Consider the following 13,987-nt stretch of genomic DNA (forward strand, 5'->3'; position numbering starts at 1 on the left):
ATCATTGATTGATGCTAGCGTATGATGAAAATAGCTATTTTAAGTTTGCAGAGTGTCAATTAATTCACTGTATTGAAATCCATAAGTTTCAAGTTGGTTATCTGTTAACTGATAAGTACCCATTACGGTAAATGGCTTATGATATGTCATTAGGCATATATTTGCAGTTTGCTCAAAAGGTCTTAAAAATTCAGTTATGGTATAACTATTAGTACCTTGATTGCAGTATAACTCTTTACTACCGCCTGTGGTAATTACATTCAGACATATTTTAGAAGATAAGGCCTTACCATTTGGTCCATAGGCCCAATTGAACTCCAACACCATATCTATCCATTGTTTTAACAACGGAGGACAACTATACCAATAGAGAGGGTGATGCCATATAATAACATCATGTTCTTGCAATAATTTCTTTTCGAAGGGTACATCTATATGAAAATCAGGATACTGTTCATACAAATCATGGAAAGTAACACCTTCTTTGTTTTTAATATGATTGGTTAAAACCATATTTGCTCTTGATTTTTCGAACTTTGGATGAGCAAATAAAACAAGAACATTCTTCATATTATTGCAGTAAATTTTGGAAATAATCTAAATAAGATTTATTGATTTGTAATTAAATTAAATGATAATTTAATACCCTCGATGATCATACCAGTACCGATAATGGCAATGATCAGACCCATAATTTTACCAATTACCGAAATAACGTTATAGCCAACTAAACGAACGATTAAATTACTAAGTCTAAACGTTAAATAGGTCAATAGGCTCATAAAGGCAAATATGGCAATAACTATGGCAATATGAACGGGTTGGGCACTAGATACAAAGTTCATTGCGGTAACGATTGTACCTGGGCCAGCTAATATAGGAATTGCCAATGGCGACACGGCAATATTCTCATCAATATTTACATGCTTGATGTTTTTTACGTTTGATTGTTTTGATTGAAGCATTTCAAAACCGATATAGAATATTAAGATGCCACCAGTAATTTTAAATGCCGGAATACTAATATTAAATAATTCAAAAATGTATTTCCCTAAAAGAACAAATACCAAAACAATTATAAAGGCAATAAGATTTGCTCTTTTATTTATACTGGCTTTTGTTTCTTCATCTGCACCTTGCGTCAAAGACAAAAAAACGGTCATGTTAGAAATTGGGTTTGTAATGGCAAAAAAACCAGTAAAAACAGCAATAGAAAATGTAATTAAATCATCCATTATTTTAAGCAAAAATTAATCGTGCAAGAACTAGATTTCTTTCTAAAAATCCAAGATTATTTTAAATTTTTGGCAATTATTGAAATATAAGAGAAGCTAAGAAAATTTTACGTAAATCTCAGGGTTTTGAGCGATTTGATTACATATAATAGTCTAATTTTCATATTGAGCTTGAAGTGGGATTTGTACTAAGTTTTATGATTTTAATTTACTACCTCAAACAAAATAAATTGATTTAATTGTGGGCCGTAAAGGCTAAAATTATTATCTGCTACCACGAGCAACGAACGATTACCATTTTTAAAGTTCGATCCAAAAGTGATCCCTTCGATATTATCTACAATACCGTTTGTTAAGTCTTTGCGAATATTCTCAAAATTGAATACAAGCCTTTTGGTTACTTTAGTGTAATCTGCAATTTTTAAACTATTTATACTACTTACATCAGTTGCTTTTGTAGCATCAACATCATATATTTTAACTGTATTGCCACCGTCATTATATCCCATGGAATAAGAACGTTCTAATACAAAAAATCTATTTGTATCGTACTCTAGAATCTCTACGACACCATTAAGTTCAAAAGTAGATCCGTTTATGGCCGGTCGTGTTACATTATCTAATTCGTATGCTATTTCCTTTTCGAAACGCCCTGTCTCTTTGTTTATATAAGCAATTCTAACAGGAGACTCGGTTTCTGCTATTGTTGGTTCTTCGCCATCTTCTTTAAGGGGTAGTTCCATCGTTACCCAATATCCTTTTTTATCGAAACTTAATGATATGCCTTCAAAAACACTATTATGGCGAGGTCCTAAATCTGTATTGTCATTAGGTAAGTAGCGATTGGCTAAATTGATTTCTTTTATAAAAGCACCGGTAGAATCTGCAATTTGCACAAATGGTTTTAAGCCATCTTTAATATTTCCTTCACTTGTCCAAATGAAAGCACCATTATCAAATCTTATAGATTCAGGATCAACAATTCCTTTAGGTAAATTATTTCCATTTTCATCTTTAAAGTGAGTTACTGCTGTAACTTGAATAGTGTCAAATCCTTTTAAATCATACGAAACATTAGCTTTATAAAACCTTGGAGATTCACTATCATCACTTATGGCAAACCAATCTCCATTTGCATAATCTATACCTGATAACCCTCCTACCCTCGTATTAGCAAATGAAGTTTCATCAGTTAAAATATATTCATCTACAAAATGTAATCTAATACCGGTATCATTTTGTTTAGCTTCATTAATGTTACCACAAGAAATAACGATTGTTAATCCTTTAATTAGAAGAAATATTCTTACTACAATGCTCATATATTGCTTTTTTTGAAAACAAAAATTATTTTTGTAAAATTACTTCTAATACTATTGTAGTTTCAAACTATTATAAGCAAAAAATGCTTAAACCGGTGTATTTCTCAATAACGGTAATTCTATAACTTTTACTGTGTTATAAGAATCTTATGTGTTTTATATAATGTCTTTTATTATTATTAAAATTAGCGCGAGTTTTCACCTTATCTATCTTACTTAAATTCTAAGTAAGGTTTGCCGAGCAATGTTACGTTTTATTCAATATAATTTAATACGATTAACTACTTGAATTCGATCTTTTTATACAATTATGCTATGAGTGTTTAATGAAATATTTTTATATCGATGCTTGCTACTATTTCCATGTAACAATATCATTTTTGTTTCTTCTAGATTTTGGAAATTCCGGGTCTGCCTTTCTGTATCCGAATGCAGCCATAAAAGCTAAACCATACTTATCTGTATCCACGCCAAATTTCTCTTTAAGCAATGCTTCTGCTTTTTCTTGGTGAAAACCTTCTATAGGGCAAGAATCGATTCCTGAAAGTGCAGCAGCAGTCATCATATTTCCTAAAGCGATATAAGTCTGCTTTGAAGACCAATCAAATAACTTCTTGTCTGAATCTAGATTAAAATCACGCTCCTGAAACTCTCGGTAAAACTTAGAGTATACTTCTACAACATCTTCGGGCATTTGTTTTACCTCTTTCATCATGTGTTCAATATATGGAGCATCATGCTTTACCATAGGGGCTTTCATTGCCAGACCTAAAATAAAGTGACTAGCAGTATCTAATTTTAGTGGTGCTCCCCAAGCTACAGGTTTTAGCAGTTCGCGTAATTCTTTGTCTTGAACTACTATAAAATGCCAAGGCTCAAAACCAAATGAACTTGGTGATAAACGGGCTGTTTCCAAAATAAATTTTATATCAGCGTCAGAAATAGTTTTAGTAGCATCAAACTCTTTCGTAGCGTGTCTATAGTTGAAAGCATTTATAATATCTTCTTTCGCAATTTTAGGTATTCTCATATTTAAAGCTATTTTTTATTATGCCACAAATTTACATACCATTTGAGCGTATTTTTTAGTACAAATGAAGGTGATAATTGTATAAATCAAGGTTTGTGTATAGTTACAAGTGCTTATTAAAGATATTTATTATAGTTTTGGCTTTAAATTATGTTGTTATGGAAGTTTTAGAAGCGTATAAACCTTTTGAAATACAAGAAGTTAAATTGTCAGGGTGGAAACAACGACCTGTAAAAAATAATTTTTTTGAATTGGTTCTAATTAAATCTGGTTCAGGTATTCAATGTATAAATTATAATGAATCGACTTATAAGAATGGTAGTGTGTTTTTGCTTCCACCGCTTAAATGTCATTCTTTTAAAATTAAAGATGAAACACAATTTGTGTTTTTAAAATTTACAGATTCTTTTTTTAAAGGGGTAGATAAAATACATATTGATAGAAATGAATGGTTTAAAGAGGCTTCGTATATATTATCGAACTATAACCAGTTACCTGGCGATATTTTAAAATCAGAAACCGATAGATTACATATTGTTAACTTGTTTGAAATGATATTGTTAGAAACAAGAAATTATGGACAAGAATCTGTAAACCTTATAACGAGCCTAATGACCAGTATTTTAGAGATATTAATTAGAAATATAAAAAAGAGCAATTATTTCGAAATGGAAGCAAAGGTTTCGGAAGAAAAAATCACGAAAATGCTTACTTATATCAATGAGAATATAGCTAAAACTAATTTGTTAAAGGTTGAAAATCTTGCAGTTGTTTTTATGATGTCTCCTACTTATGTAAGTGAATATTTTAAGAAACAGGTGCATATGCCATTACGCGAGTATATAATCAAAGCAAAATTGAAATTAGTAGAAATCAGACTTTTAAATTCTGATTTTACTCTAACACAAATAGCCGATGAGTTAGGTTTTACCGATGTTAGTCATTTATCAAAGACGTTTAAGCGGTATGTTGGTATATCTATCAAAGAATTTAAAAGTAATGGTAATTATATGATGCTCACTAGAAGTACTTGTACGAATTAAACTATATTGTAAGTATAATTTCATCTATTTTATTTGGCTATCTCTTTTCACCTTCAAGGGTAAGTTTATTCAAAATTTCTGTCTTATTATAGATCGGTCACACTTTTAATAAAACAAATGTTTATTAGCTTCGAATCAATAAATATTGATTCGTTTCCTTTTCCGTCAATTCTTATTTTAATCTAGTCAAAAGACTTCTACCATTACGTGTAACTTGGTTTTGAATAAAAAAAACATGTAATGAATTTAGAAGATAAAGTAATAATAATAACTGGTGCATCTAGTGGTATAGGTAGGGCAACAGCAATAAAACTAGCAGCTAACGGAGCAAAAGTTGTGTTAATGGCTAGAAGTGAAGATGAGCTAAACGACTTAAAATCTGAAATCAAAAAAAATGGTGGAGAAGCTTTAGTTGCTGCTGGTGATGTAACTAAGAAAGATGATTTTCAGAATGTCATATCCAAAACTAAACGTGAATTTGGTAAAATTTCAGGATTGGTAAATAATGCCGGATTAATGCCTTTATCGTTTGTAGAGAAATTAAAAACAGATGAATGGGATAAAATGGTAGAAGTCAATATAAAAGGGGTGCTTAACGGAGTAGCGGCGGTCTTACCAGAATTAAAAGAAAATAAAGGCGGCAATATTATCAATATTTCTTCAATGGCCGCGAATAGATATTTTCCTGGTGGTGCAGTGTATTGTGCTACAAAATCTGCAATAAAAATGTTTTCAGAAGGGCTACGTCAAGAACTGGCACCTAAGTATGGTATTAATATAACTTCAATTGAACCAGGTGCCGTGGCCACCAATTTGACAAGCACTATTAGTGATGAAGATGTAAAAGAAATGATGAAAGAAATGCAAAAAATGGAAACATTAGAAGCAGAAGATATTGCTAATTCTATTTATTACGTATTAACTCAGCCTAAACGTGTAAATATCAATGATGTCTATTTGGTGCCAAGTGAACAACAATAATTAAAATTAAAAAACAAAAAATGTCAACGATAACAAAACAAGATACATTCAAAACAATTAACCCAACTACAGGTGAAGAAATTGCATCTCATACATACATGACAGATGACCAAGTAGAAGAAAGCATACAACTATCTCATAAGGCGTTTTTAAAATGGAAAATGAGGTCAATTGAAGAACGTGGAAAAGTTATAAAATCTATTGGTCAAGAGCTTCAAAATTACAAGAAAGAACTTTCTGAGTTAATGACCGATGAGATGGGTAAATTATTAACGCAAAGTAATCAAGAGGTCGACCTTTGTACCTCTATATGTAATTATTCAGCAGAGCATGCTCCAGAATTTTTAAAAAATGAAGAACGCAGATTATCTAATGGAGGAAAAGGGATTATAACCTACTCACCTATAGGAATCATTTACGGTATTCAGCCATGGAACTATCCAAGTTATCAGGTATTGCGTTACACCATAGTTAATTTAATGGTCGGTAATAGTATTCTTTTAAAGCACGCTTCGAACGTAACTGGAACTGCCAAATTATTGAAATCAATTTTTGATACAGCAGGTTTACCTGAAGGTCTTTTCAATGTAATGGTCATTGAGCACGAGCAGTCAAATGCTATAATAGAGCATAAGTTGGTTAGAGGTGTTACATTAACCGGTAGTCCTGTTGCAGGTGAAAAGATTGGAGAAAAAGCTGGTGCCGAACTTAAAAAAACAGTTTTAGAATTAGGTAGTAATGATGCTTATTTAGTTTTGGAAGATGCAGACATCGATTTAGCTGTTGAGAAAAGTGTTATGGGTAGAATTTATAATAATGGTGAAACCTGTATAGCAGCAAAACGATTTATAGCAACAGAAAAGATTTATGAAGAATTTAAAGAAAAATTCGTTAATGCTATGAACGCCTTAAAAGTTGGTAATCCGAAGTTAGAAGAAACCGAATTAGGACCAATGGCTCGTAAAGATTTAAGAGAAAAGATTCATGAACAAGTGGAAGAAAGTGTAGAGCAAGGAGCCGAAATTCTATGTGGTGGATATATACCAGATGGTAAAGGGTATTTCTACCCTGCTACTGTTTTAGGTAATGTATCGCCAGGTCAACCTGCGTATTATGATGAATTATTCGGTCCTGTTGCTTCGCTGATAAAAGCGAAAAACGATGAGGATGCTATGCGTATAGCAAATGATAGTAGATTTGGTCTAGGTGGAGGAATTTTTTCGAAGGATATAAAAAAGGCAACAGAATTGGCTGAAAAGCATTTTGATACCGGTATGGTATTCATTAATTCATTCGGCCTAGCAGAACCAAATATGCCTTTCGGAGGAGTCAAAGATTCTGGTTATGGTAGGGAACATGGTGGATTTGGTATGAAAGAATTTGTCAATGTAAAGTCCATAATGATAATGGATGATAAGTAAATAATAAAAAGAAAGGTACCTTTCTTTTTATATAATAATCGGTTATATAAAGTTTAGTTAAAAAATGAATGTTCATTCTTTTTTATAAGTAACTTTGAACCGTAACAAAAAGTAGATATTAGACCTGATATTTACAGCATAAATAAAGCCTTTGTAATCTTCTGAATATCGGTCTAAGTGATAGTAATAAATTTAAATATGAACTTATGAATAAGTCAATTATTTTAAAAAAACGTCCGGTAGAAACCCCTACTCTTTCAGATTTTGATTTTATAGAATTTGAAAATGAACCTTCGGTTTCAGATGGCGAGATATTGTTAGAGTCAAAATATATATCTGTAGATCCTTATTTACGAGGAAGAATGAGCGATGCGAAATCGTATGTTCCTCCTTTTAAAGTTGGGGAGCCAATTAGTTCTGGTATGGTAGCAGAAGTTGTAGCATCTAAGAACGATAACTTTAAAAAGGGAGATTTTGTTTCAGGATTATTAGAGTGGAAACAAAAACAAGTTTCCACGGGAGATGGATTACAGAAAATAGACAATAGTAAAGCTCCTCTAAGTGCGTTTTTAGGCATTGTGGGTATGACAGGTTTAACTGCATTTTTAGGTCTCCATGAGATAGGAAAACCTAAGAAAGGTGAAACTTTAGTGGTCTCAGGTGCTGCAGGTGCTGTTGGTAGCGTAGTAGGCCAGATAGGAAAAATACTTGGTTTGAATGTAATCGGTATTGCCGGTACTGATGAAAAGATAGCTATGCTTAAGTCAGAATTCGGTTTTGATCACGGTATCAATTATAAAACTACCGATGACATTAAATCTGCCATTGAAGCAGCTGCTCCAAACGGTGTAGATATCTATTTTGATAATGTAGGCGGACCAATATCCGATGCCGTTCTCTTCAATATCAATCAGTTTGCAAGAATTATTATCTGTGGAGCAATTTCAGTTTATAATAAAACGGAAATTCCTATGGCAGTAGCGGTACAACCATTCTTGGTTAAGAACAGTGCCTTAATGCAAGGGTTCATTGTTTCTAATTATGCCGATAAATTTCCCGTAGCTATAAAACAATTATCTACTTGGCTAGGTGAAGAGAAATTAAAATATAAAGAAACTATAGTTGAAGGATTTGAGAATACACCACAAGCATTCTTAGATATGATGGATGGAAAGAATAAAGGAAAAATGATAGTGAAAATCTAAAATACTTTCAATAAAATTAGATGTAAATAATAAAATACCATGAAAATATTATTCGTTTTAACGTCTCATGATCAGTTGGGAGACACAGGAAAAAAAACAGGATTTTGGATAGAAGAGTTTGCAGCTCCATATTACGCTTTATTAGATAAAGGAGGGCAAATTACAGTTGCTACACCAAAAGGAGGTCAAGCACCTGTTGACTTAAGTAGTGATTCTGAAGATGCGCAAACCAAAGATACAAAGCGTTACAAGGAGGATAAATCTGCTCAAGTTCTTATAAGCAATACCAAAAAATTGTTGGATGTAAATGCATCTGATTTTGATGCTGTATTTTATCCAGGTGGTCATGGACCACTTTGGGATTTAGCAAATGATGTAACTTCTATTAATTTGATAGAAACATTTAATAAACAAGATAAGCCAATAGCATTTGTATGTCACGCGCCTGCAGCTCTGAAAGGAGTAAAAGGTACAGATGATCAGCCAATAGTAAAAGGTAAGAAAGTAACCGGATTCACAAATACTGAAGAAGCGGCTGTACAATTAACAGACGTAGTTCCTTTCTTAGTGGAAGACATGTTACAAGAAAACGGGGGAATCTATTCTAAAAAAGAAGATTGGGCAGCATACGCAATTCAAGATGGTAATCTAATTACAGGTCAAAACCCTGCATCATCTGAATTAGTTGCAGAAAAGTTATTAGCTACTTTAGAATAGTAATTAGATTAATAAATTGAAAAAGCCCGTAAACATTTGTTTACGGGCTTTTTTATTATCACTACTGTTTCTCGATTCAACTTTCTTTCAATAAAGCTTCAACATCAGTAATCAACTGCGCTATCGAAGCCCTATTTAGACCGTTGTAGATGCCACGTATATGCTTGTTCTTATCTATTAATAGAAAGTTTTCTGTGTGTAGAAAGTCATTGATATCCCTTGGAATTCCTAAATCGTTTTCCACAAAATATTCGTTTCTCCCCAAATTATAAATTTCAGTTTTGTCACCGGTGACCAAGTGCCATTTAGAATTTATCACTCCGTTTTTTTCGGCATATGTTTTTAAAACCGATACAGAATCTATTGATGGTGTCACCGAATGTGATAATATGGCTACTTCATCATTGTCTAAAAAAGCTTCTTGTACTTTAGTCATGTTATTTGTCATTTTAAGACAAATACCGGGGCAGGTAGTAAAAAAGAAATCAGTAATATAAATTTGATTTTCGAAAGACCTCTGGGTCAATGTATCTCCTAACTGATCAACCAGCTTAAAATCAGGAATTTTGTGAAATTGTTTTTCTTCTTCAGTATTCGGAGTTATCCAATGTGGGGTAAATGACTCATCGTTATAATATGGCAAATGCTCTACCCTACTTGTTTCGGTTACTTGTATATTTTCTTTTTTAACTGTCTGTTTACAAGCAACAAAAAGTATGAAAGCAATTACGTAGAATATGGTCTTTTTCATAATAATTCGTTTTCTGATCTAATTACAACTTCATCTTCTAATTGATAGCAAGAATTAGCTCTTCGTAAACCAAAGATACGTCCGTTTTTAGCCTCATAGTTGACATATAGCGTTCCATTCTTTAACCACGCTTTTTGTAGTCCCTCTTCCCTACCGTTAACTAATTGTCTTTGTTTTGCCAATTGCCCATCTGGATACCACTTTTTTTCAACGCCGTGCATATTACCATTTACGTAATTAGCCTCTTGCGCCAATTGACCATTTTCCCACCATGTTTTATAAGAACCTTCAAGACGGTTATTTTTATAATGGTACTCTACTCTTAAAACTTCATTGTCAGAATATCTTAAGGCAACACCTTCTCTTTTTCCATTAATAAAACCCACCTTTTCCGCCAAAGTTCCATTATCATGTAAGGTTAAAGAATAACCATCATAAGGTGAGTTTTTGTAATACCATGTTCCTTCAAGTTGGTTGAGCTTCAGTTCTTCCTTAAATTTTGTTTCCTGTTTTACCGTAGCTGCCTTTTCGGTTGTAGCTTTAGTTTCAAGTGCAGTATTGCACCCCGATAGTAAAGTCAGAAATATGAAAATAATATGGAAATTGAATGCTCTCATTTTTAATAACCTTGATACGGACCTGCAAAAGCTAAATAAGATCCTGTTGTTGAATATATTTCATTTATTATATGATAATGATATTCTTCTTCACCATCAGTGTATTGAGTTGCAGATGTATGACCGCCAGAGGCATCTAAATCTGTAGGATAATCACCTGTAGAATTACATTTACGTCCATAAAGAAAAACACCATCTAATAATATACCAACTAAGTTTTCATCATCGTCAGAAAAAGCTTTAGGCTCTAAATGATAATGATATACACCAGGCCCGATATGAGCTCCCGTCCAATCTAAACTAGCTGCTGCCTGATCTAAAGTGCCGCCACCTTCTTGATCATTGAATATCGACGATCCACTGACTGCAATACCAATGGTATTTAATTCGGTCTCGATAGTACTTCCTGTTAAATTAGGGGTTGCATCTACGCGAATTGTAGTTGCATTATTATTGCTTGACATAATACTAGGTGTGGTGTCGACATCAGATTCTTCTTTATAAAGCTCATTACCTTCACCCCAATAAACCGTTTCGTGATTAGGTAAACCAGTAGTTTCAATAACAACCTCAGACCCATCTAAATATATAGTTACGGCATCAGTATTAAAAGCAGCGTAGGCTGCATGAAGTTCAGTAGCAATTTCTTCTGTATCAATATCAGAATCATCTGTATTTGCAATATCTTCTGCTATGTCATCGTCAACACTTTCACTGCTACATGCTAAAAGAGTAATAAATGACAACGCTAAAACTAATGATGATTTTGGTATTCTTTTTAAACTATTTTTTTTCATAATAAATGCAATTTGGGTTGTGTGTGATTTTCAACTAATCTGAATATTAGTTTCGTATGCGCTGCAAGTATAAGTATAAGTTTGTTTGGGAATTTTAACAATCAGTATATCACTGCTTATATTAAGCGAATATCGAATTTAATTGGTTTAATAAATTTTAAGTTATTTGGAATAGGTGATAGAAGATATTCTTTTGACATTTTAAAACCAGAATAAGTTGCCATCAATTGATAGGTGTTATTATGTGTTTTTTATTTTATACAGTAGATATTATAAATTTTCATAAGATAAATTTTAATTGGTATTTAGGGGTAAATAAAAAGTGGAGAAACCCAAGAAGGTCACTCCACTTTAAATTCTAATTTATATAATGATTAAACTGGATCATCAGAAAGTATAATCTTTTGTATTAAGAAGCTAAAACCTAAAAGGCTCATTAGAATTAAGAGAACATATGATGGGTTGATACCAGCATTTTGTTCACCAGCTTCTATGAATTTATTGCCATTGACTTTTAGCTCTAAAGTATGATTATTATCATTATTTAAAATGAACTGATCTTTACTGAAACCGTCTTTAAAAACAAATAATGCACTTTGACTATTACCAATGTCTTTGAATGCTGTATTTTTTACATGTATATCTTCCAAGTCGGAAGAAATTCCGAAAACTTCAAACACGACTTTTGTTTCGTGTCCTAGTTTTACCATTCCTTGACCTAACGTTATTTTACTACCGTCATTGTAAGTCAATTCAAGATTGTTTTTAATGTGCTCCAGTACCATTTGCTGAAACTCCTCGGGGGTTTTATATGGAGTTTCTGCAAAATGAGTTCTTATCTCTTGCTGAAAAGCGGTTAAAGAAGAACTGATCTGTAATACCCAGGTATTATTTTCTTTTTCTACTAACATGGTAGTAGAAGCATCGGGGCTGTGGGCATAACCTAGAAGTGAAAATAGTCCGGTAATATAAATTAAAATGTACTTTTTCATATTGTATATTTTTTTAATTAACGTAGGCACCTTTTAAACCATCTATGAAATTATTGTTTCCTGCTGCATCCACATGGTAATGGTAGCCTCTAGTATCATCTGAATGACCGCGTAACTCATCTAAATCAGTAGCTTCTTCGCCACTGCTGTCATCTAATTCATAAATTGCATAGCCATCTAAAGCATAACCAATTAGGGCAGCATGACCATCATCTTGAACTACTTTGGTGCTGTACCCGGTAGCAGCGTGATAATGATAGCCTTGGTGAACATTAATGTGTCCGCCAGCATCATCAAATGGAGCAATTGTATATGCAGCTAAAATATTATCGACAGGAGCCGGTGCAGAAAATTCGATTCCGTTTAGTGCAACCCCACGAGTTGATGGTGCTGTAGTTGTTTGTTGACCGGGTCCGCCGCCACCTCCAACGCTGGTAAACAGAACAGGCGAATCTTGTGCAACCGGAGTAATTGGAATTGTCCAAGTTTGACTAAGATCTGTTATGTAAGACGGTAAACACTGAACACAAAAATTTTCATATTCTTCACCAACATCAGGATTGGCAGCATTAATACAATCTTCTTCTGATTCAGTAACATAGATGTCACCATTGGTATCATACATCATCCATCTAGAATCATTGTAGAATGTTGATAGATTTTCAACAAAAGCACCGTCTACATCGTATACCTCTCCGCTATCTAACCATATACCGCCAGCTTCTGCATCGTCGGTAATATTATCTGGACACCATGGTCCCATTTCGTGGTCACCAGGCAGACTGGTTGTAACTATTTGATAGCAGTTTGTTTCCGTACCATCAGACAATGTACATGGTATAGTTGTAATCGTAACAGAGCCATCTGCTGTATAAAAATATGAAGCATCAACATTTACGACACTTGAATCGTCATCGCTGCTGTCGTCATCATCAGTGTCTGTATCATCCTCTTCAATTATAGTGTCATCTGTAGTTGATGAGTCATCGCTACTACAACTTACAAAACCAATAGCCATTAAAGAGAAAAGAAAGCAGGCTAAAATCGGATATTTGTTTTTTTTGATCATAATTTTCAGGTATTAAATTGATAATTTTTTAAAGTGACTAAGGTTTGTTCAACTCTTGATTAAGTTTTGTTGCAATTGTTTTCGTTTTCTGTTTTAAATTTTTTGCAATGGTCAATTGACCTTTAGTCTGTAATAATCTATCTATAACACTATTTTGATACTCTCGACTTACAAGAAGTTCGGGGTAGTTAGACTGATTACCATAATTTTTTATACGTTGATAGTTATAACTATTTTGCGGCAATATTTCCATAAGGGAAATATGCTTTTCTATAACTGGTTTTAATCGATCTGTAATAATATTTTCAATCTTATTCTGTTGATTAATAAAACTATCTAGCTCATTAGGATAAGCAGAAATCAATTGTTTGAGAGAGTCACTTTCGATAAACTCAAATTTATTTGTTGCGTTGATCGAGTTTATTGCTTCATCTCTTACAATTGTTTTATTATAATTTAAATTTACAATTAATGATTTAGCGTCTTGTGTCAATTCTGTTGGTTGTGTACCTAGGTAATTAATTGTATTTTGAAGCATTTGAATGCTTTTCGTATAATCTACTATAGCACTATCTAAAACAACCAAATTCGTATCTAATTCTTGACTTAAACTTTTGTAAATTTTAAGTTCAACGATTCTGTTTTTTCTAGATTCGTTCATATTATTGATTTTCCAAGCAATCAAAAGACCTATAACTATTAACAGAATTTCACCAAAAGCGTAAACGAAATACGTTTTAAATTTTTCTAGTTTCAATAACTTACTTCTAACCTTTCTAAATAAGACCATACTTATCTATTTGTTTG

Annotated in this window: 15 protein-coding genes; 5 read left to right on the forward strand and 10 right to left on the reverse strand. The window is 32.8% G+C overall.

The features are described 5' to 3' along the window. Positions 1-39: 39 nt before the first annotated feature. The 4 genes from ACJJVP_RS14610 to ACJJVP_RS14625 all read right to left on the reverse strand — a co-directional run bounded on the left by ACJJVP_RS14610 (position 40) and on the right by ACJJVP_RS14625 (position 3,587). Positions 40-570 (reverse strand): NAD(P)H-dependent oxidoreductase, encoded by a 531-nt coding sequence (locus ACJJVP_RS14610; RefSeq protein ID WP_405414635.1) that lies wholly within the window; start codon positions 568-570, stop codon positions 40-42. Between the two features lie 38 nt (positions 571-608). After that, the gene (locus ACJJVP_RS14615; protein ID WP_405414636.1) at positions 609-1,235 is read right to left on the reverse strand and encodes a MarC family protein; all 627 of its coding nucleotides are present in this window, start codon (positions 1,233-1,235) and stop codon (positions 609-611) included. A 203-nt stretch (positions 1,236-1,438) separates the two neighbouring features. Beyond that, complete coding sequence (locus ACJJVP_RS14620; protein ID WP_405414638.1) at positions 1,439-2,557, reverse strand: esterase-like activity of phytase family protein; 1,119 nt, start codon at positions 2,555-2,557, stop codon at positions 1,439-1,441. A gap of 355 nt (positions 2,558-2,912) precedes the next feature. Then, complete coding sequence (locus tag ACJJVP_RS14625; protein ID WP_405414640.1) at positions 2,913-3,587, reverse strand: NAD(P)H-dependent oxidoreductase; 675 nt, start codon at positions 3,585-3,587, stop codon at positions 2,913-2,915. 158 nt (positions 3,588-3,745) lie between these two features. Here ACJJVP_RS14625 and ACJJVP_RS14630 point away from each other — a divergent pair, with 158 nt between their 5' ends. The 5 genes from ACJJVP_RS14630 (at position 3,746) to ACJJVP_RS14650 (ending at position 8,954) form a co-directional block, all read left to right on the forward strand. After that, a complete protein-coding gene (locus ACJJVP_RS14630) occupies positions 3,746-4,630 on the forward strand; it encodes an AraC family transcriptional regulator (protein ID WP_405414643.1) in 885 nt (294 codons plus the stop codon). Between the two features lie 240 nt (positions 4,631-4,870). Then, positions 4,871-5,611 carry an SDR family oxidoreductase gene (locus ACJJVP_RS14635; RefSeq protein ID WP_405414645.1) on the forward strand — a complete coding sequence of 247 codons (741 nt, stop codon included), beginning with the start codon at positions 4,871-4,873 and terminating at the stop codon, positions 5,609-5,611. A 20-nt stretch (positions 5,612-5,631) separates the two neighbouring features. Continuing rightward, positions 5,632-7,032: an NAD-dependent succinate-semialdehyde dehydrogenase gene (locus tag ACJJVP_RS14640; protein ID WP_405414647.1), complete on the forward strand. Its 1,401-nt coding sequence runs from the start codon at positions 5,632-5,634 to the stop codon at positions 7,030-7,032. A 206-nt stretch (positions 7,033-7,238) separates the two neighbouring features. Next, complete coding sequence (locus ACJJVP_RS14645; protein WP_405414650.1) at positions 7,239-8,237, forward strand: NADP-dependent oxidoreductase; 999 nt, start codon at positions 7,239-7,241, stop codon at positions 8,235-8,237. A gap of 39 nt (positions 8,238-8,276) precedes the next feature. After that, on the forward strand, positions 8,277-8,954 hold the full coding sequence (locus ACJJVP_RS14650; RefSeq protein ID WP_405414651.1) for a type 1 glutamine amidotransferase domain-containing protein: 678 nt from the start codon (positions 8,277-8,279) through the stop codon (positions 8,952-8,954). A 76-nt stretch (positions 8,955-9,030) separates the two neighbouring features. Here the strand turns inward: ACJJVP_RS14650 and ACJJVP_RS14655 are convergent, their stop codons facing one another. The 6 genes from ACJJVP_RS14655 to ACJJVP_RS14680 all read right to left on the reverse strand — a co-directional run bounded on the left by ACJJVP_RS14655 (position 9,031) and on the right by ACJJVP_RS14680 (position 13,937). Further along, a complete protein-coding gene (locus ACJJVP_RS14655; protein WP_405414653.1) occupies positions 9,031-9,705 on the reverse strand; it encodes an SCO family protein in 675 nt (224 codons plus the stop codon). Beyond that, positions 9,702-10,322 carry a toxin-antitoxin system YwqK family antitoxin gene (locus tag ACJJVP_RS14660; protein WP_405414655.1) on the reverse strand — a complete coding sequence of 207 codons (621 nt, stop codon included), beginning with the start codon at positions 10,320-10,322 and terminating at the stop codon, positions 9,702-9,704. The genes ACJJVP_RS14655 and ACJJVP_RS14660 overlap by 4 nt, the downstream gene beginning before the upstream one ends. Before the next feature lie 2 nt (positions 10,323-10,324). Continuing rightward, positions 10,325-11,119: a YHYH protein gene (locus tag ACJJVP_RS14665; RefSeq protein WP_405414657.1), complete on the reverse strand. Its 795-nt coding sequence runs from the start codon at positions 11,117-11,119 to the stop codon at positions 10,325-10,327. A gap of 374 nt (positions 11,120-11,493) precedes the next feature. After that, positions 11,494-12,111 carry a hypothetical protein gene (locus ACJJVP_RS14670; RefSeq protein ID WP_405414660.1) on the reverse strand — a complete coding sequence of 206 codons (618 nt, stop codon included), beginning with the start codon at positions 12,109-12,111 and terminating at the stop codon, positions 11,494-11,496. Between the two features lie 13 nt (positions 12,112-12,124). After that, positions 12,125-13,180 carry a YHYH protein gene (locus tag ACJJVP_RS14675; protein ID WP_405414661.1) on the reverse strand — a complete coding sequence of 352 codons (1,056 nt, stop codon included), beginning with the start codon at positions 13,178-13,180 and terminating at the stop codon, positions 12,125-12,127. 37 nt (positions 13,181-13,217) lie between these two features. Then, entirely contained in the window at positions 13,218-13,937 is a 720-nt protein-coding gene (locus ACJJVP_RS14680) for a hypothetical protein (RefSeq protein WP_405414663.1), read from the reverse strand. Positions 13,938-13,987 lie beyond the last annotated feature (50 nt).

The sequence above is a fragment of the Maribacter sp. Asnod1-A12 genome (genome assembly GCF_045063735.1).
Taxonomy (GTDB): Bacteria; Bacteroidota; Bacteroidia; order Flavobacteriales; family Flavobacteriaceae; genus Maribacter.